Annotated in this window: 18 protein-coding genes; 10 read left to right on the forward strand and 8 right to left on the reverse strand. The window is 53.6% G+C overall.

Annotated elements, in window-relative coordinates:
- Positions 1–16: 16 nt before the first annotated feature.
- Positions 17–790, reverse strand: coding sequence for a zinc transporter ZupT (zupT, locus tag OGY37_RS06520; RefSeq protein ID WP_071696294.1), 774 nt, complete (start codon positions 788–790; stop codon positions 17–19).
- Positions 791–937: 147 nt separating this feature from the next.
- Here zupT and ygiD point away from each other — a divergent pair, with 147 nt between their 5' ends.
- A complete protein-coding gene (gene ygiD, locus OGY37_RS06525; protein WP_126317407.1) occupies positions 938–1726 on the forward strand; it encodes a 4,5-DOPA-extradiol-dioxygenase in 789 nt (262 codons plus the stop codon).
- Positions 1727–1811: 85 nt separating this feature from the next.
- Here the strand turns inward: ygiD and OGY37_RS06530 are convergent, their stop codons facing one another.
- The 3 genes from OGY37_RS06530 to tolC form a co-directional block, all read right to left on the reverse strand.
- Positions 1812–2972, reverse strand: coding sequence for a glutathionylspermidine synthase family protein (locus tag OGY37_RS06530; RefSeq protein ID WP_149384536.1), 1161 nt, complete (start codon positions 2970–2972; stop codon positions 1812–1814).
- Positions 2973–2977: 5 nt separating this feature from the next.
- Complete coding sequence (locus OGY37_RS06535; RefSeq protein ID WP_003024591.1) at positions 2978–3655, reverse strand: DUF1190 family protein; 678 nt, start codon at positions 3653–3655, stop codon at positions 2978–2980.
- Positions 3656–3802: 147 nt separating this feature from the next.
- Positions 3803–5287: an outer membrane channel protein TolC gene (tolC, locus tag OGY37_RS06540; RefSeq protein WP_003828407.1), complete on the reverse strand. Its 1485-nt coding sequence runs from the start codon at positions 5285–5287 to the stop codon at positions 3803–3805.
- 205 nt (positions 5288–5492) lie between these two features.
- Here tolC and nudF point away from each other — a divergent pair, with 205 nt between their 5' ends.
- Genes nudF through parE form a run of 5 tightly spaced genes read left to right on the forward strand, consistent with a single transcriptional unit; the run spans position 5493 to position 9898 of the window.
- Complete coding sequence (gene nudF / locus OGY37_RS06545) at positions 5493–6125, forward strand: ADP-ribose diphosphatase (protein ID WP_048225550.1); 633 nt, start codon at positions 5493–5495, stop codon at positions 6123–6125.
- On the forward strand, positions 6122–6544 hold the full coding sequence (locus OGY37_RS06550) for a DUF1249 family protein (protein ID WP_003024582.1): 423 nt from the start codon (positions 6122–6124) through the stop codon (positions 6542–6544). The genes nudF and OGY37_RS06550 overlap by 4 nt, the downstream gene beginning before the upstream one ends.
- Before the next feature lie 24 nt (positions 6545–6568).
- On the forward strand, positions 6569–7396 hold the full coding sequence (cpdA, locus tag OGY37_RS06555) for a 3',5'-cyclic-AMP phosphodiesterase (RefSeq protein ID WP_008785825.1): 828 nt from the start codon (positions 6569–6571) through the stop codon (positions 7394–7396).
- Entirely contained in the window at positions 7396–7977 is a 582-nt protein-coding gene (gene yqiA, locus OGY37_RS06560) for an esterase YqiA (RefSeq protein ID WP_003024575.1), read from the forward strand. Before cpdA ends, yqiA begins: the two co-directional genes overlap by 1 nt.
- Before the next feature lie 28 nt (positions 7978–8005).
- The gene (gene parE / locus OGY37_RS06565; RefSeq protein WP_003024571.1) at positions 8006–9898 is read left to right on the forward strand and encodes a DNA topoisomerase IV subunit B; all 1893 of its coding nucleotides are present in this window, start codon (positions 8006–8008) and stop codon (positions 9896–9898) included.
- Positions 9899–10004: 106 nt separating this feature from the next.
- Here parE and OGY37_RS06570 read toward each other — a convergent pair whose 3' ends face one another.
- From OGY37_RS06570 to qseB, 4 genes are all read right to left on the reverse strand, one after another.
- Positions 10005–10319, reverse strand: a complete 315-nt coding sequence (locus OGY37_RS06570) for a putative quinol monooxygenase (protein WP_003024557.1) — start codon at positions 10317–10319, stop codon at positions 10005–10007.
- A 30-nt stretch (positions 10320–10349) separates the two neighbouring features.
- Positions 10350–10931 carry an NAD(P)H-dependent oxidoreductase gene (locus OGY37_RS06575; RefSeq protein ID WP_003828397.1) on the reverse strand — a complete coding sequence of 194 codons (582 nt, stop codon included), beginning with the start codon at positions 10929–10931 and terminating at the stop codon, positions 10350–10352.
- A gap of 109 nt (positions 10932–11040) precedes the next feature.
- Complete coding sequence (qseC, locus tag OGY37_RS06580; protein WP_148361471.1) at positions 11041–12390, reverse strand: quorum sensing histidine kinase QseC; 1350 nt, start codon at positions 12388–12390, stop codon at positions 11041–11043.
- The gene (qseB, locus tag OGY37_RS06585; protein ID WP_003828394.1) at positions 12387–13046 is read right to left on the reverse strand and encodes a quorum sensing response regulator transcription factor QseB; all 660 of its coding nucleotides are present in this window, start codon (positions 13044–13046) and stop codon (positions 12387–12389) included. Before qseB ends, qseC begins: the two co-directional genes overlap by 4 nt.
- A 150-nt stretch (positions 13047–13196) precedes the next feature.
- On the opposite strand from qseB, the gene OGY37_RS06590 reads away from it, so the two are divergent.
- The 4 genes from OGY37_RS06590 (at position 13197) to ftsP (ending at position 18389) form a co-directional block, all read left to right on the forward strand.
- Positions 13197–13595, forward strand: coding sequence for a YgiW/YdeI family stress tolerance OB fold protein (locus OGY37_RS06590; RefSeq protein WP_003024544.1), 399 nt, complete (start codon positions 13197–13199; stop codon positions 13593–13595).
- 118 nt (positions 13596–13713) lie between these two features.
- Entirely contained in the window at positions 13714–15972 is a 2259-nt protein-coding gene (gene parC, locus OGY37_RS06595) for a DNA topoisomerase IV subunit A (RefSeq protein ID WP_003828391.1), read from the forward strand.
- A gap of 195 nt (positions 15973–16167) precedes the next feature.
- Entirely contained in the window at positions 16168–16905 is a 738-nt protein-coding gene (gene plsC / locus OGY37_RS06600) for a 1-acylglycerol-3-phosphate O-acyltransferase (protein WP_003024540.1), read from the forward strand.
- Between the two features lie 71 nt (positions 16906–16976).
- A complete protein-coding gene (gene ftsP, locus OGY37_RS06605; protein ID WP_008785819.1) occupies positions 16977–18389 on the forward strand; it encodes a cell division protein FtsP in 1413 nt (470 codons plus the stop codon).

The following is an 18389-nucleotide window of genomic DNA, read 5'->3' on the forward strand; positions in this document are numbered from 1 at the left end:
GCATCCGCCCTCTGGATTATCCGATTCCCATCGACTGGAGGATGACGAGGCTTAACCCCATCACCGACATTCCACATAACACCCCATAGCTGGGATTATTATTGGGATCGATCTCTTTTGCCAACGGCATCAATTCATCGACGGACAGCGCCACCATAATACCTGCGACAGCCGCCATTATTGCCGCCATCACCACCGGTGATATAAGGCTACCGAGAATTAACCACGCCAGTACGCCGCCCAGTATTTCTGCCATACCTGAAATCCCTGCCCAGAATATCGCCGTACGTTTGGAGCCTGTGGCGGCATAGACGGGACCCGCCACCGCTAATCCTTCAGGAATATTGTGCAATGCAACGGCGAGGGCAATACCAAAGCCCAGCTCAAGGTTGCTACTGGCGGTAACAAACGTCGCAATCCCTTCAGGAAAGTTGTGCAGGCTGATGCCGAGCGTTAATAAAATCGCGGTGCGTTTAATAGAGCCGGGTAGAGGCTGCGTTGTTTTTTGTACCAGATCCTGAGGGTGCGCGTGCGGCAATAGACGGTCCAGACCAAAGTAGCCCAGTAAGCCGGCGATAAACATTCCGTAGCCCAGCACTGGCGACATACCTTCAGCGGCCAGCGCAGCAGGTAGCATCTCCATAAGGGAGATCAGTAGCATAATCCCGGCGGCGAAGCCTAAAGAAAAGGCGAGAACGCGGTTAGACGGTTTTTGCCCTAACACGCCGAGAAATGCGCCGATAAACGTGGCGGCACCTGCCAGTAAAGTCAGAAGTAAAGGTACTGACATCGACAAATAAAACTCCTTATCAATCTGCTGTCCGGGTTGGATCGTCAAAATAACTGATGATCTTCATCATGGTTATCTGAGTTCTTCATCAACCGAATAAGCGTATTGTGGTGGTATCAAAATGACTCCCTCAGTAAGGATATCATCATGTCTTCAACTCGTATGCCAGCATTGTTTTTGGGCCACGGTAGCCCGATGAATGTTCTGGAAGATAACGTTTATACCCGTGCCTGGCAGCAACTGGGGGAAACGTTGCCGCGTCCGAAAGCCATTGTGGTGGTCTCGGCGCACTGGTTCACCCGTGGAACGGGTGTGACTGCGATGGAAGCCCCCAAAACGATCCACGATTTTGGCGGTTTTCCGCAAGCATTATATGACACCCATTACCCGGCTCCTGGTTCGCCTGAACTGGCACAGCATCTGGTTAACTTGCTTGCTCCAGTGCCTGTTACCCTGGACAAAGAAGCGTGGGGTTTTGACCACGGTTCTTGGGGCGTGCTGATCAAGATGTACCCGAATGCGGATATTCCGATGGTGCAACTGAGCATTGATAGCACCAAACCCGCGGCATGGCATTTTGAGATGGGCCGTAAGCTGGCGGCGCTGCGTGATGAGGGCATTATGCTGGTGGCCAGTGGTAACGTGGTGCATAACCTGCGCACTGCGCGCTGGCACGGTGAGAACACGCCTTATCCGTGGGCGACTTCATTCAATGATTATGTTAAGGCAAACCTGACATGGCAGGGACCGGTTGAGCAGCACCCATTGGTGAACTATCTCGATCATGAAGGTGGATCGTTATCAAACCCGACGCCGGATCACTATCTGCCGCTGCTGTATGTACTCGGGGCATGGGACGGTAAAGAGTCTGTCACGATCCCGGTAGATGGTATTGAGATGGGAAGTTTAAGTATGTTGTCGGTGCAGGTTGGATGATGAATGCCCGATGGCACTGCGCTTATCGGGCAATAAGTTCATGCTGAAGGCCGGGTAAGGCGGAGCCGCCACCCGGCACTCTCAATTATTCGACAAAAATATGCGGATAGAAACGTGACAGATCCTGTGTGATCAACGCGCGGTCTTCACGAATGCCGATCCCGGCTGGTTGATCGTTGATCAGCCAGCTGCCAATCAGCATATAGCTGTCGCCAAACTTCGGTAGCTGATGGAACTCCTGCACGATCATACCTTCTTCACCGTACGGTCCTTCCACTGCTTCGATCGTTTTACCGTTCTCAACAATGGAGACGTTAGCCCCCTCGCGTGAGAAGATCGGTTTGACGACGAATTTATCCATATGCGGATGATCGTCTTCGGCGAAGTACGCTGGCAGCAGGTTCGGATGGTCCGGGAACATTTCCCATAACAGCGGCAACAGTGCTTTATTGGAGATAATGCTCTTCCAGGCCGGTTCCAGCCAGCGAACGCCAGCATCTTCCAGCTTGGTGGAGAACATTTCACGCAGCATGAATTCCCATGGATAGAGCTTGAACAGGTTAGCGATTACCTGATCCTGCATGTCGGTGAACTGACCTTTTTCACCAAGACCAATATCTTCTACATAGAGGAATTCTGTAGCGATCTCAGCTTCGGCCGCGCAATCCTGTAGATACTGGATCGTACCGCGATCTTCCACCGTATCACGACAGCAGGTCAGATGAAGCAGTTGAAAACCATACTGCTCACGCAGCTCGGTGAAACGCTCGATCAGTTTTTCCTGCAGACTGTTGAACTGATCGCTGCCTTCCGGCAGGTTGCCCGCATTGAGCTGATCTTCCAGCCAGATCCACTGGAAAAACGCGGCTTCGTACAGCGAGGTTGGCGTATCGGCGTTGTTTTCTAAAAGCTTGGGTTCACCCGTGCCGTCCCATGCCAGATCGAGACGTGAATAGAGCGACGGTTGCTGCGTCTGCCAGGACTGGCGGACAAAGCCCCAGGTATGCTTCGGAATGCGAAACTTGGTCATCAACTCATCGCTGGCGATGACCTTTTCCACCACCTTGAGGCACATTTGATGCAGCTCTGCGGTGACCTCTTCCAGCTTTTCGACCTGAGCAAGGGTGAGCTTATAGTACGCGTCTTCACACCAGTACGGCTCGCCGTACATCGTGTGAAAATTGAAACCGTATTCGGTGGCTTTGTCGCGCCAGTCCGGGCGCTCAACAATACTGACTCTTTCCATGACGATCAGCCACCCATTGAACGTGTGGTGGTGCCGCTTGCGCTACGCTGCATGGTGCTCTGTTTGGCCACAGACTCACCAAATCCGCCGCGGGTTACGGTAGAGGTGGTGGCAGGTTTCGGTGCCATAGCGGTTTTCGGTACGGTCATGGTGCGACCCGGCGTTGCTGCACCGTAGTTTTTACCGCTGGCATCCGTGTATTTGCCGTAAGCCGGGCTGGCTGGGTTTTTCGAGCTGAACAGCGGTTGCTGAGCGCCCATTCCGCCGCCCATCAGTCGGCCCATCATGTAGCCCGCCATCAGCGGCATCCAGAAGCTGCCGCTGCTTTGATTCTGCGCCTGAGCCTGGCCTTCACCGGTCGGCGCCATACCTGCTTGCGCAGGAGCCTGCTGGCACTGGCCTTCGCCGAATTCAGCGATACAGTCTTCACGAGTGGCGTATTTTGGCGCGGTACGTTCAGCTTCTTTCAGCGCATTGTTAAACGCAGTAGTACATTCGGCGCTTTTACCCGGGTTAGCTGCAGAGCAGTCGTCAGCGTTCTGATAAAGCGAAACCGTTTCGTCGCTCTTTTCACAGCCCGCGAGCATAAACACAGCGGTAACTGCCAGGGCGACAGGAGTCAGATGGCGCGCGCTCCAGCTTTTGCGGAACGAGGCGTGATGTATAGATTTTGTCCGTTTCATTTATGTCTTCCAGTACCCAGTGGTAACTCTGCTCAGAATAGAGGATGACTGGTCGAAATTGAAGCGGGAAGAGGCGAGAATGCGGAAGAAGAGGCGGATCTTTACGTTGTCTTACGTTCAGACGGGGCCGAAGCCCCGTCATCAGCATCAGTTACGGAACGGGTTGTTGCCGTTGCTGCTGGTTGAACGCGCGGCCGTTGGCTGAGCCGCAGGCGTCGCGCTGTTGGACGTATAACCGTCCGCCGCGGCATCTTGCTGCGCGTTTTCCGGCGCGATCGTATCCGGAGTCGTGGATACGGGTTTACCCAGCGTATTGTTCAGTGCTACCAGATCCTGCTCGTTCAGCGTACCGAGCGCAGATTTGACGTTTAACTGGTTAATAAGATAGGTATAACGCGCATTCGCCAGTTGCTGCTTGGCGTTGTACAGCGTGGTGGTGGCATCCAACACATCCACGATGGTACGTGTACCTACGGAATAGCCGGCTTCCATCGCATCCAAAGAGCTTTGGGCCGAGACAACCGCTTGTTTGTACGCGTTAATGCTACTGATAGACGCATTAATGTTGTTGAACGAAGAACGCACGGTCTGCACCACGCTGCGGTGCGCGCTTTCCAGCTGTTCGCTCGCGCCAACAAAGTTGTACTGCGCTTGTTTCACCTGCGAGTTAACCATTCCACCCTGATACAGCGGCAGCGAGAAGCTCAGACCAATTTTGTTCTGGCCCATATTGCTGTCGTCGTACTGATTACCCGTCGCGCCACCGTGGGTTTTTGACCCGCTGTAGGAGGTGTCAGATACCCCGGTAGAGGCGGTCAGGTCCAGAGTCGGTAAATGACCATCCTGCGCCAGACGAATCTGCTCACGCGCCAGATCCTGGCTCAAACGGGCCTGCAATAATGACAGGTTGCGGTTTTCTGCTTCTTTCAGCAGCGCGTTCACCGCCTGCGGTTTGTTGGTTTTAAAACCATCAACGTTCAGTGAAGCCAGTTCCGGGTAGTAGTTACCGGTTACCTGGCGCAGCTGTTCTACCGCGTTATCCAGATTGTTACGCGCGGTAACTTCGTTCGCCAGTACAGTATCGTATTGTGAACGGGCGTTCTGTACGTCAGTGATGGCAACCAGGCCAACGTTAAAACGCTGAGTGGTCTGATCTAACTGACGATAGACCGCATCTTTCTGTGCCTGGGTATAAGAAAGCACGTCAATTGCGTTCAATACGTTAAAATAGGCTGTGGCGGTATTCAGGATCAGCGTTTGCTGATCGGTCTGATAGGTCACGTCCTGGATGCCCGCTGATTTTTCTTGCAGCGTCAGGGCACGCCATTTAGACATGTCAAAAATAGACTGAGTTAACTGCAAAGATGCGCTGGTTGCATTGGAGTTGACGCCATTTGCATCACGGTAGCCATTGCTGTAGGTGTAATCGGCACCTAAACCCAGTTGCGGCAGCAATGGACTACGCGCTTCGTTAATTTTTTCGAATGCAGCATCGCGATCGGCGGCGGATTTACGCAATTCCGGGTTGCTCAGGCGTGCTTGCTGATAAACCTGCATCAGGTTTTCTGCCTGGCTCAAAGTACTGAACCCCGACAGGCTCAGGCCGATAAGGATGGGGAGCAATTTCTTCATTTGCATTCCTTGTTGTGAAGCAGTATTTAGCGCTGATCAAATTGTAAAAATATTTGCTGATTCTAGCAGAATCCGCCACTTCAAAAAGTTGGCGTTACGTGCCATACGGCGTTAATTTGCATCAATTTAACACAAGGACGTTCAAACATCAGTCAAACGACCTTGAAATTCACATTTTAATCACTATTGGTTTCAGGACAGCACAATGCGTAAACCAGACAACTTGCCAATGACTTTCACTAAAAATGATGTAGAAATTATTGCACGAGAAACGCTATACCGCGGTTTTTTTTCACTGGATCTTTATCGGTTTCGCCACCGCCTGTTTAACGGGGGGATGAGCGGTGAGGTAACGCGCGAAATTTTTGAGCGCGGACACGCGGCTGTCTTGCTACCCTTTGACCCTGAGCGGGATGAAGTTGTGCTGGTCGAGCAGATTCGTATTGCGGCATTTGATACCAGCGAAAGCCCGTGGCTACTGGAAATGGTAGCCGGAATGATCGAAGAGGGCGAAACCGTTGAAGATGTAGCCCGTCGTGAAGCAATGGAAGAGGCCGGGCTGGAAGTTAAAAGGACGAAACCCGTTCTGAGCTATCTGGCAAGCCCGGGTGGCACCAGTGAGCGTCTGTCTATTTTAGTCGGCGAAGTGGACGCCACGACCGCGAGCGGAATACACGGTCTGGCTGATGAAAACGAAGATATTCGTGTTCATGTGGTAAGCCGGGAACAGGCTTACCAATGGGTAGAAGAGGGGAAAATCGACAACGCAGCGTCTGTCATCGCCTTGCAATGGTTACAGCTGCACTATCAAGAGTTAAAAACTGAGTGGAAAAAATGAAGCGTTACACACCTGACTTCCCTGAAATGATGCGTCTGTGCGAAACCAACTATTCGCAATTGCGCCGCCTGCTGCCACGTAATGATGCAGCCGGTGAAACAGTGAGCTATCAGGTAGCAAACGCACAATATCGGTTAACGATCGTTGAATCGACCCGATACACTACGCTTGTCGCGATCGAACAAACGGCACCGGCCGTCACTTACTGGAGCCTGCCGTCATTGACTGTGCGCCTGTATCATGACGCAAGGGTGGCTGAAGTGTGTTCAAGTCAGCAGATCTTTCGCTTCAAAGCGCGGTATGATTATCCAAATAAAAAGTTGCATCAACGCGACGAAAAGCATCAAATTAATCAGTTTCTGGCCGACTGGTTACGGTACTGTTTAGCACATGGAGCGATGGCGATTCCGGTTTATTAGCGTCGTGAAACCTAAGGACACCATTTGGAAAGCCTGTTAACCCTTCCTTTGGCTGGTGAGGCCAGAGTCAGGATCTTACAAATTACAGACACTCACCTGTTTGCCGAAAAGCATGAAACGCTGCTGGGTGTGAACACCTGGGACAGCTATCAATCCGTACTGGATGCAATACATGCAGAGTCGCCTGAGTACGATCTGATCGTTGCGACGGGTGATTTGGCGCAGGATCAATCCGCTGCGGCTTATCAGCATTTTGCTGAGGGCATCGCAAGTTTTCGTGCGCCTTGCGTTTGGCTACCGGGCAATCACGATTTTCAGCCGGCAATGTACAGCGCGCTGCAGGATGCGGGCATTTCCCCGGCCAAACGCGTTTTCATTGGCGAACAGTGGCAAATATTGTTGCTGGACAGCCAGGTGTTCGGCGTTCCCCACGGTGAGTTAAGTGAATTCCAGCTCGAATGGCTGGAGCGTAAACTTGCTGATGCGCCAGAGCGTAATACCTTGTTGCTTCTGCATCATCATCCTCTGCCTGCAGGCTGCAGCTGGCTCGATCAGCACAGTCTGCGTAATGCCGCTGAGCTGGATAACGTGCTGGTGAATTATCCTCGCGCCAGGTATCTATTGTGCGGGCATATTCATCAGGAACTGGATCTGGACTGGAACGGTCGCCGTCTGCTGGCGACGCCGTCGACCTGCGTGCAGTTTAAACCGCACTGTTCCAACTTCACATTGGATACCATCAGCCCAGGCTGGCGGACGCTGGAGCTTTTTGCCGACGGAACATTGCAGACTCAGGTACGTCGTCTGCAGGGTAATCGGTTCCACCCTGATACCGCTTCAGAAGGCTACTGATGTCTACGCTTCTCTATCTTCACGGATTTAATAGCTCTCCTCGTTCGGCGAAGGCGTGTTTACTGAAAAACTGGCTGGCGGAGCACCATCCGCACGTTGAGATGATCGTACCGCAGTTGCCGCCGTATCCAGCGCAGGCCGCAGAGATGCTGGAATCGATCATTCTTGAACATGGCGGAGAGTCGCTGGGGATTGTCGGTTCCTCTTTAGGCGGTTATTACGCCACCTGGCTGTCGCAATGTTTTATGCTGCCGGCAGTGGTGGTGAACCCTGCCGTACGGCCTTATGAACTGCTGGTCGACTATCTCGGTCAAAACGAGAACCCCTACACGGGGCAGCAATATGTGCTAGAGTCACGCCATATTTACGATCTTAAAGTCATGCAGATTGACCCGCTGGAAGCGCCGGATTTGATCTGGCTGCTCCAACAAACGGGCGATGAAGTGTTGGACTACCGCCAGGCGGTGGCGTATTACGCCTCCTGCCGTCAGACAGTTATTGAGGGCGGAAACCACGCATTCACGGGCTTCGAAGATTATTTCAACCCGATTGTCGATTTCCTTGGACTGCACAGTTTCTGACGATCAATTCGAATTGCTTATTTAAACCATGACGCAAACTTATAACGCTGATGCCATTGAGGTACTCACTGGGCTTGAGCCGGTACGCCGTCGCCCAGGGATGTACACCGATACGACCCGTCCGAACCATCTTGGACAGGAAGTGATTGATAACAGTGTGGATGAAGCACTGGCGGGTCACGCAAAACGCGTGGACGTGATCTTACATGCCGACCAGTCACTGGAAGTCATTGATGACGGACGCGGCATGCCGGTAGATATTCACCCTGAAGAAGGCGTTCCGGCGGTTGAGCTGATCCTCTGTCGTCTGCACGCGGGCGGCAAGTTCTCTAACAAGAACTACCAGTTCTCCGGCGGTCTGCACGGTGTGGGTATCTCCGTCGTCAACGCCCTGTCCAAACGTGTGGAAGTGAACGTGCGCCGCGACGGGCAGGTATACAACATCGCGTTTGAGAATGGCGATAAAGTGCAGGATTTACAGGTTGTCGGTACCTGCGGCAAACGCAATACCGGGACCAGCGTGCACTTCTGGCCGGATGAAAGCTTCTTTGACAGCCCGCGTTTTTCTGTTTCGCGCTTAACGCACGTACTGAAAGCAAAAGCGGTACTGTGCCCAGGCGTTGAGATCACTTTTAAGGATGAGGTCAACAACAGCGAGCAGCGCTGGTGCTACCAGGATGGTTTAAATGACTATCTGAGCGAAGCGGTGAATGGCCTACCGACGCTGCCGGAAAAACCGTTTATCGGTAATTTCAGCGGTGAGACGGAGACGGTGGACTGGGCGCTGCTCTGGCTGCCGGAAGGCGGCGAGCTGCTGACCGAAAGCTATGTGAACCTGATCCCAACCATGCAGGGCGGTACGCACGTTAACGGTCTGCGTCAGGGACTGCTGGATGCGATGCGCGAGTTCTGTGAATACCGTAACATCCTGCCGCGTGGCGTGAAGCTGTCGGCGGAAGATATCTGGGATCGCTGTGCTTATGTGTTGTCGGTAAAAATGCAGGATCCGCAGTTTGCCGGACAAACCAAAGAGCGCCTCTCTTCGCGTCAGTGTGCGGCATTCGTCTCTGGTGTGGTGAAAGATGCATTCAGTTTGTGGCTGAACCAGAATGTGCAGTCAGCCGAACTGCTGGCTGAGATGGCGATTTCCAGCGCGCAGCGTCGTCTGCGTGCGGCGAAAAAAGTAGTGCGTAAAAAGCTGACCAGCGGTCCGGCGCTGCCGGGTAAACTGGCGGATTGTACCGCACAGGATCTTAATCGCACCGAACTGTTCCTTGTCGAAGGTGACTCGGCGGGCGGATCGGCCAAGCAGGCGCGCGATCGTGAATATCAGGCGATCATGCCGTTGAAAGGTAAGATCCTCAATACCTGGGAAGTCTCTTCCGATGAAGTGCTGGCTTCACAGGAAGTTCACGATATTTCCGTGGCGATCGGTATCGATCCGGACAGCGACGATCTGAGCCAATTGCGCTACGGCAAGATCTGTATCCTGGCGGATGCGGACTCCGATGGCCTGCACATCGCCACGCTGCTGTGCGCGCTGTTTGTGAAACACTTCCGCACGCTGGTGAAACACGGTCACGTCTACGTGGCGCTGCCGCCGTTATACCGTATCGACCTTGGTAAAGAGGTGTATTACGCGCTGACGGAAGAAGAGAAAGCGGGCGTACTGGAGCAGTTAAAGCGCAAGAAAGGCAAGCCGAACGTGCAGCGCTTTAAAGGTCTGGGTGAAATGAACCCGATGCAGCTTCGTGAAACTACGCTGGATCCGAACACCCGTCGCCTGGTGCAGCTCATTATCGATGATGAAGACGATCAGCGTACCAACGCAATGATGGATATGCTGCTGGCCAAAAAGCGTTCTGAAGATCGTCGAAACTGGTTGCAAGAGAAAGGCGATCTGGCGGATCTCGAAGGGTAATTGCATGTAGAAAAGCCGGAGACGGGCGTAAAATGCCTTATCCGGCTCTCATCTGACGAAGCGATTTATGCCGGATAGCTAAGCGTCACCCGGCAAATCGACAATCTTAAATGCCCGACTCCAGAATACGAATATTCATGTCCAGCACGTCACCTTTCACGGCTTCGCTGTAGGCTTTCATATGCGGGGTCTGCAAATGCGCTTCAAGATGCGCGATGCTTTCCCACTGCTCAACCATCACGATTGAATCTGGCGCTGTGGTCTGAAAACTCACACCTGCGGCATGATCCACCATCGGCGCATAGCCGTGGCAGCCTTCTTCTTTCAGTACGGTCGGAACGATTTTGGCAAACTGATCCAGTACCGCCTGGCGGTGATGTTGACCTGGACGTGTACGGATTTCTGCAATAACGGTAAGCATGGTTAACTCCTTCTAATTCCAGGTTACCAGTTAACCAAAAATTTCGGTCAGATGCTTGCGATATTCTGCGATATAACGCGGGACGTCCGGCATTTTAATCACGTCATTGGTGATAAAGGTCGGCAGCGCTTCCATTCCCAGGAACTGGTTTGCTTTATGGAACGGGAGATAGACGCCATCAACGCCAACGCCATGGAAAAACTGGTCTTTTTCAGTGAAGGCTTCCATCGGTGCGTTCCAGGTCAGGGACAGCATGTATTTTTTGCCCTGAATCAGCCCGCCGGAGCCGTATTTTTTAGAGGCATCTGAACGTGTGCGGCCGTCGCTGGCGTACAGCGTACCGTGACCTTCGGTAAACACGTCATCGATGTATTTTTTCACGGTCCACGGTGCGCCCATCCACCAGCCAGGCATCTGCCAGATAACCGCATCGGCCCAGACGAAATTCTGCACTTCTGCTTTTACGTCATAATCGCTGTCTGCGCGTACGACTTTAACATCATGCCCGAGGTCGCGCAGGATACCGTCCGCGACCTCGGTCAGGGTGTCATTCAGTTGACCATTAGAATGGCCGAATTTTTTCGCCCCGTTGATAATTAGAATGTTGCTCATTTTGTGTCCTCAAGGAAATACGTTTGAGGACGATTTTACTCCCACCAGCGGTGCGGTGAAATTAGCAAAATGTGCAAAGTCTTTTGCTATGTGAGCAACAATAACGCAATTACCAACTGACTTTTGCTTCAAAGCCACCTTCCGGGGCATTGCCAAACGAGGCTGACATTCCATGCAGTGTTGCGATACGGCGGACAATCGACAGACCGAGACCGCTGCCAGTCACGCTTTGTCCCGGCGGACGATAAAAGCGTTCACCGATGTGTGTAAGTACCTCCGGCGCAACGCCAGGACCATTATCTTTGACGCTGAAGTTACGGGCGTTGAGCGTCACTTCCACAATGCTCCCCTGCGGACTGTAGCGAATGGCATTATCCAGCAGATTTCGTACCATCAGGCTCAGCAACAGCGGCTGTCCTGTGCGCGTTATATTGTGTGCGTTAATCTGCAAACGTACGTCAATATGCGCCTGCTGGGCCGGGTGGTAGATATCCATCACCGCGGATTGCAGTAGCTCCTCCAGCGAGATTTCTGCCACATCCTGAAGATTATCGAGGGAGTCGAGGCGCGAAAGCGTCAGGAGCTGATCGACCAGTCGGGTGGCGCGTTCAATTCCCGCATGCAGCTGCACCAGCGCTTTTTCCCGCGTTTGCGGGTCGTCGTCTGACAGTTGCACCACTTCGGTTTGCACCTTCAGCGCGGTCAACGGACTGCGCAGCTCGTGAGCAGCGTCAGAGGTAAAGCGTCGTTCGCGGACCATCATAGAGTGGATACGGGTAAACAGCTGATTAAGCGATTCAACCAGCGGGCGCACTTCGCTTGGCACACCTTTCGGGTCGAGCGGTTCTTCTGACTCCGGGGCGCGCCAGCGCAGAGCTTGCGCCAGTTTTTTTAGCGGCCTGAGTTCGCGACTCAGCATGACCACCAGGATCAGCAACATCAGCGGCAGCGCAACCAGCCACGGGGTTAACTGTGCGGTAAGGATCGACAGCGCCATATCCTCCCGGTATTCCCACTCCTGGCCCACCACAATGCGATATTTTCCATCAGCGGAATTCAGCCACAGGAAGCGCCAGGAATCGTTGTCGCCCCTGAGTTGGCCGTCGCTAAACCCCTCCCGGCTGTAGCTGTAGGGAATATCCTGGCCATTGTCGCCATCGTGTAGCACCATTTTGCCGTCGGTGGAGTAGATGGCAAACGCCAGTGCGTCGTCATCAATATGGCCATGTTTCAGTTTTTTTGGCGTGCGGGCCATCGTGCTTGAGGTGGTGACATCGCTGATATCCAGCGTGCTAAGCCGCTTGGCGAACAGCATCAGCTGCGTATCAAACAGCTCATCGACATTATCGGTAGTCTGCCTCCAGGCCACAAAACTGGATACGGCCCAGGTTGCTGATGCCAGAATCAGAAAAATAAGCGTTAGCCTGACTCGCAGGCTGAGGCGTTGTGTGAGTTTCATGCGTCACCCAGGGTATAGCCAATGCCATGCACGGTACGGATAAAGTCGCTGCCGAGCTTACGGCGTAAGTGATGGACGTGGACCTCAACCGCATTGCTGGAGACATTTTCGTCCCAGGTATACAGTTTTTCTTCAATCAGTTTGCGGGGCAGGACGCGACCCTTGTTGCGCATCAGCAGTTCCAGCAGCGCGAACTCTTTAGGTTTGAGTGACAAAGGTTCACCCGCCGCCGTGGCGACCAGCGCGCCGGGATCGAGCGTTACCTGGCCATGGCACAATGTGTTGCTGGCCTGGCCGCTGGCACGACGTACCAGTGCCTCCAGTCTGGCGGCAACTTCGATCAGCGCAAAGGGTTTGCACAGATAGTCATCTGCGCCCAGGCGCAGGCCTTCAACGCGTTCTGCCAGCGCGTCGCGAGCGGTCAGAATCAGCACAGGCTCCTGCTTTCCGTTGGCTCGCCATTCGCGCAAAATGTCCCGTCCGTCTATGCCCGGCAGCGTCAGGTCGAGGATTACCGCATCATAAGGTGCGCTGTAGAGTGCTTCTTTCCCTTGGCGACCTTCGGTAAACCAGTCGATGCTGAAACCCATTTTACTCAGACCTGTTTTCAGGCCATCGCCAATCAACGTGTCATCTTCGATCAGTAAAATACGCATATGTTCATCCCTGCGATAACTCATTTGCAGTCAGTAAACCTGTGGCTACAGTCTCTGTACAGCAAAAAAAGTATCTTTTTTTGCCTTAAGAACTTGTTAAGGATTAACTTATTTAATAGTCGTAAACCAACATGAAAGGGAGACATGACGATGAAAAAATTAGCTGCAATGGTTGCCGTAATGGCATTGTGTTCCGCACCTGTTCTGGCAGCTCAGCAGGGCGGCTTCTCTGGGCCAACGACAACTACCACGCAGAGCCAAAACGGCGGATTTGTCGGCCCGAACGGTAGCAGCACGACGGTAGAAAGCGCCAAATCGCTGCGTGATGACACCTGGGTTACCCTGCGCGGGAACATCGTTGAGCGTATTTCCGACGACCTGTATGTGTTTAAAGATGCGACCGGCACGGTGAATGTGGATATCGACCACAAGCGCTGGAACGGCGTAACCGTCACACCGCAGGATGTGGTTGAAATCCAGGGTGAAGTGGATAAAGACTGGAACTCCGTTGAAATCGACGTGAAACAGATTACCAAAGTTGCTAAGTAATCCCCATCAGGGCCGCATTCGCGGCCCTTTTCTTTGTGACTCAACACGCCAGATAGGGTAGTATCTGCGGCAATATTGCCCTTCAATAGAGGGGTACAAAGTTGAGGAACCACGATTAATGAGCGATATGGCAGAGCGCCTGGCGCTGCATGAATTCACGGAAAACGCCTATCTGAACTATTCCATGTACGTCATCATGGACAGGGCGTTGCCGTTTATTGGCGATGGTTTGAAACCCGTTCAGCGTCGCATCGTGTACGCGATGTCCGAACTGGGGCTGAATGCCAGCGCCAAATTTAAAAAATCCGCCCGTACCGTCGGTGACGTGCTGGGTAAATACCATCCGCACGGCGACAGCGCCTGCTATGAAGCGATGGTGCTGATGGCGCAGCCGTTCTCTTACCGTTACCCGCTGGTTGACGGGCAGGGGAACTGGGGGGCACCGGACGATCCGAAATCCTTCGCGGCGATGCGTTATACCGAATCACGCCTGTCTAAATATGCGGAAGTCTTGCTGGGCGAACTCGGTCAGGGAACGTCGGACTGGGTGCCAAACTTCGACGGCACCATGCAGGAGCCGAAGATGCTGCCTGCGCGTCTGCCAAATATTCTGCTGAACGGCACGACCGGTATTGCCGTTGGTATGGCAACGGACATTCCGCCGCATAACCTGCGTGAAGTGGCAAAAGCAGCGATTACCCTGATTGAGCAGCCGAAAACGACGTTGGATCAGTTGCTGGATATCGTGCAAGGGCCGGATTACCCGACCGAAGCGGAGATCATTACTTCGCGCGCGGAAATTCGTAAGATTTACGAGAACGGACGCGGCTCCGTACGTATGCGTGCGGTATGGACGAAAGAAGACGGCGCGGTGGTGATTTCCGCGCTGCCGCATCAGGTTTCCGGGGCAAAAGTGCTGGAGCAGATCGCTGCTCAAATGCGCAATAAAAAGCTGCCGATGGTAGACGACCTGCGCGACGAATCGGATCACGAAAACCCGACCCGTCTGGTGATTGTCCCGCGCTCTAATCGTGTGGATATGGAGCAGGTGATGAACCACCTGTTTGCCACTACCGATCTGGAAAAGAGCTACCGTATCAACCTGAACATGATCGGTCTTGATGGTCGTCCGGCGGTGAAAAACCTGCTGGAGATCCTCACCGAATGGCTGGCGTTCCGCCGCGATACCGTGCGTCGCCGCCTGAATTATCGTCTGGAAAAAGTGCTCAAGCGCCTGCACATCCTTGAAGGTTTGCTGGTGGCGTTCCTCAACATTGACGAAGTCATCGAAATTATTCGTCATGAAGATGAACCTAAGCCTGAGCTGATGTCGCGGTTTGGCATTTCTGAAACCCAGGCTGAAGCCATCCTTGAGCTGAAATTGCGCCACCTTGCCAAACTCGAAGAGATGAAAATCCGTGGTGAGCAGGATGAGCTGGCGAAAGAGCGCGATCAGTTGCAGGCCATTCTGGCTTCCGAACGTAAAATGAGTAACCTGCTGAAGAAAGAGCTGCAGGCCGATGCAGACGCCTATGGCGACGATCGCCGCTCTCCGTTGCAGGAACGTGAAGAAGCGAAGGCGATGAGCGAGCACGACATGCTGCCGTCAGAGCCGGTGACCATTGTGTTGTCCCAGAGTGGCTGGGTGCGTAGCGCCAAAGGCCACGACATCGATGCACCGGGATTAAGCTATAAAGCGGGCGACAGCTTTAAGTCGGCAGTGAAGGGTAAGAGCAACCAGCCGGTGGTGTTCGTGGACTCGACCGGACGCAGCTATGCCATCGACCCGATTACGCTGCCGTCGGCGCGTGGTCAGGGTGAACCGCTGACCGGGAAGCTCACGCTGCCGCCAGGCGCGACGGTTGAGCACATGCTGATGGAAGGCGACGATCAGAAACTGCTGATGGCCTCCGATGCGGGCTACGGTTTTGTCTGCACCTTCAATGACCTGGTCGCACGTAACCGTGCTGGTAAGGCGTTGATTACGCTGCCAGAAAATGCGCGCGTGATGCAGCCGGTGGTGATTGAAGATGAAACCGACATGCTACTGGCTATTACCCAGGCCGGTCGCATGTTGATGTTCCCGGTGAGCGATTTACCGCAGTTGTCGAAAGGCAAAGGGAACAAGATCATTAATATCCCTTCAGCGGAAGCGGCGAAAGGCGAGGATGGTCTGGCGCAACTTTACGTGCTGCCGCCACAGAGCACGCTGACCATCCACGTCGGTAAGCGCAAAATCAAACTGCGTCCTGAAGAGTTGCAGAAAGTGACCGGTGAGCGCGGTCGTCGCGGCACGCTAATGCGTGGTCTGCAGCGTATCGACAGCATTGAGATTGACTCGCCTCGACGCGCCAGTCACGGCGACAGCGAAGAATAACGCTACCGTCCGGCTCTCCCTGTTAAAGCCCAGGGAGAGCCAACGTTAAAAATTCCCGTGAAACCGTTGTTTATTCGTGCGTTGCGATTAACAATACGCTTTTCCAGAGAGCCGCCCTTAACAAAGCCCTAACCTGATACCGCATGATGAATCAGGTGACGTAAAATGCCAGGCTCTTAGGCCTTAGAGGTTGTTATGCTATATATTTTTCGTTTAATTATTACTGTTATTTACTGCGTTCTGGTCTGTATTTTCGGTTGCATATACTGTCTGTTCAGCCCACGAAATCCAAAACACGTCGCAACGTTCGGTCATATGTTTGGCCGCCTGGCTCCCCTTTATGGCCTGAAGGTCGAGTGCCGCATGCCGGCAGACGCGCAGAACTATGGTAATGCTATCTATATTTGTAACCATCAGAACAACTATGACATGGTTACCGCTGCGAATATCGTTCAGCCGCCGACGGTGACAGTAGGTAAAAAAAGCCTGCTGTGGATCCCTTTCTTCGGGCAGCTGTACTGGTTAACCGGTAACCTGTTGATTGACAGAAACAACCGCGCTAAAGCGCACAGCACCATTGCTGCCGTGGTGAATCATTTCAAAAAACGCCGCATTTCTATCTGGATGTTCCCGGAAGGAACGCGTAGCCGCGGTCGCGGTCTGCTGCCGTTTAAAACCGGTGCGTTCCATGCAGCGATTGCTGCAGGTGTCCCGGTCATTCCGGTGTGCGTTTCCACAACCTCGAACAAGATAAAACTCAATCGACTTAATAATGGTCTGGCGATTGTCGAGATGTTGCCGCCGGTGGATATTAGCCACTTTGGGAAAGATCAGGTTCGTGAACTGGCAGCGCATTGCCGCACGCTGATGGAACAAAAAATCGCAGAACTCGATAAAGAAGTTGCTGAGCGGGAAGCCGCCGGTAAGGTTTAATCCGCGCAATTCGGGTTTTTTACAGGAAATGACTTCCTGCGTGTTAATAGCCAGTTTTTTATGGAGTTTATATGTCATTCAGTCGGCGTCAGTTCATTCAGGCATCGGGGATCGCACTGTGTGCAGGTGCTGTTCCGCTGAAGGCTAATGCTGCCGGTCAGCAACAACCGTTACCCGTGCCTCCGCTGCTGGAATCCCGCCGGGGGCAGCCGCTATTTATGACGCTGCAACGTGCGCACTGGTCCTTTACGCAAGGCACGCGCGCACCTGTCTGGGGAATTAACGGCCGCTATCTGGGACCGACAATCCGCGTCTGGAAAGGGGATGACGTCAAGCTTATCTACAGCAACCGTCTGACTGAAAATGTCTCGATGACCGTCGCCGGGTTACAGGTACCTGGCCCGCTGATGGGCGGCCCGGCGCGCATGATGTCCCCGAATGCTGACTGGGCGCCGGTGCTACCGATTCGCCAGAATGCCGCCACGTTGTGGTATCACGCTAATACGCCAAATCGTACTGCTCAGCAGGTCTATAACGGTCTTGCCGGGATGTGGCTGGTTGAAGATGAAGTGAGTAAATCACTATCTATTCCCAACCACTATGGCGTGGATGATTTTCCGGTCATTATCCAGGACAAGCGGCTGGACAACTTTGGCACGCCGGAATACAGCGAGCCCGGCAGCGGTGGCTTTGTCGGTGATACGCTGCTGGTCAATGGGGCGCAAAGCCCGTATGTCGAAGTCTCCCGCGGCTGGGTGCGCTTGCGTTTGCTGAACGCTTCAAACTCGCGTCGTTACCAGCTGCAAATGAGCGATGGCCGTGCGCTGCATGTGATTTCCGGCGATCAGGGTTTTTTACCTGCGCCTGTTTCGGTGAAGCAGCTCTCGCTGGCTCCGGGCGAGCGTCGCGAGATCCTGGTGGATATGACGAACGGTAATGAGGTCTCTATCACCTGTGGTGAGGCGGCCAGTATTGTCGACAGGATCCGCGGGTTCTTTGAGCCTTCCAGTATTCTCATCTCCACGCTGGTATTGACGTTGCGCCCGACAGGTCTTCTGCCGCTGGTGACTGACAGCCTGCCAATGCGCCTGCTGCCAACGGAAATCCTCAGCGGTTCGCCGATTCGCAGCCGTGATATCAGCCTGGACGACGATCCTGGCATCAACGGTCAGCTGTGGGACGTCAATCGTATGGATATTACTGCCCAGCAGGGCTCCTGGGAGCGCTGGACGGTGCGGGCGGATATGCCCCAGTCCTTCCATATTGAAGGCGTCTCGTTCCTGATCCGTAATGTGAATGGCGCGATGCCGTTCCCGGAAGACAGAGGCTGGAAAGATACTGTCTGGGTTGATGGCCAGGTTGAATTACTGGTTTATTACGGACAGCCTTCCTGGGCCCATTTCCCGTTCTACTTTAATAGCCAGACGCTGGAAATGGCGGATCGTGGCTCAATCGGACAGATGTTGGTGAACCCGGCGCCGTAA

Source organism: Citrobacter sp. Cpo030 (genome assembly GCF_030333005.1).
GTDB lineage: Bacteria > Pseudomonadota > Gammaproteobacteria > Enterobacterales > Enterobacteriaceae > Citrobacter > Citrobacter portucalensis.

Coding starts and splice junctions, on each gene's coding strand:
- OGY37_RS06535 (WP_003024591.1), bottom strand. CDS start 3,655: ATGAAACGGACAAAATCTATACATCACGCCTCGTTCCGCAAAAGCTGG.
- ygiD (WP_126317407.1), top strand. CDS start 938: ATGTCTTCAACTCGTATGCCAGCATTGTTTTTGGGCCACGGTAGCCCG.
- qseC (WP_148361471.1), bottom strand. CDS start 12,390: ATGAAACTCACACAACGCCTCAGCCTGCGAGTCAGGCTAACGCTTATT.
- parE (WP_003024571.1), top strand. CDS start 8,006: ATGACGCAAACTTATAACGCTGATGCCATTGAGGTACTCACTGGGCTT.
- OGY37_RS06530 (WP_149384536.1), bottom strand. CDS start 2,972: ATGGAAAGAGTCAGTATTGTTGAGCGCCCGGACTGGCGCGACAAAGCC.
- tolC (WP_003828407.1), bottom strand. CDS start 5,287: ATGAAGAAATTGCTCCCCATCCTTATCGGCCTGAGCCTGTCGGGGTTC.
- zupT (WP_071696294.1), bottom strand. CDS start 790: ATGTCAGTACCTTTACTTCTGACTTTACTGGCAGGTGCCGCCACGTTT.
- OGY37_RS06570 (WP_003024557.1), bottom strand. CDS start 10,319: ATGCTTACCGTTATTGCAGAAATCCGTACACGTCCAGGTCAACATCAC.
- plsC (WP_003024540.1), top strand. CDS start 16,168: ATGCTATATATTTTTCGTTTAATTATTACTGTTATTTACTGCGTTCTG.
- ftsP (WP_008785819.1), top strand. CDS start 16,977: ATGTCATTCAGTCGGCGTCAGTTCATTCAGGCATCGGGGATCGCACTG.
- yqiA (WP_003024575.1), top strand. CDS start 7,396: ATGTCTACGCTTCTCTATCTTCACGGATTTAATAGCTCTCCTCGTTCG.
- parC (WP_003828391.1), top strand. CDS start 13,714: ATGAGCGATATGGCAGAGCGCCTGGCGCTGCATGAATTCACGGAAAAC.
- OGY37_RS06575 (WP_003828397.1), bottom strand. CDS start 10,931: ATGAGCAACATTCTAATTATCAACGGGGCGAAAAAATTCGGCCATTCT.
- nudF (WP_048225550.1), top strand. CDS start 5,493: ATGCGTAAACCAGACAACTTGCCAATGACTTTCACTAAAAATGATGTA.
- OGY37_RS06550 (WP_003024582.1), top strand. CDS start 6,122: ATGAAGCGTTACACACCTGACTTCCCTGAAATGATGCGTCTGTGCGAA.
- OGY37_RS06590 (WP_003024544.1), top strand. CDS start 13,197: ATGAAAAAATTAGCTGCAATGGTTGCCGTAATGGCATTGTGTTCCGCA.
- qseB (WP_003828394.1), bottom strand. CDS start 13,046: ATGCGTATTTTACTGATCGAAGATGACACGTTGATTGGCGATGGCCTG.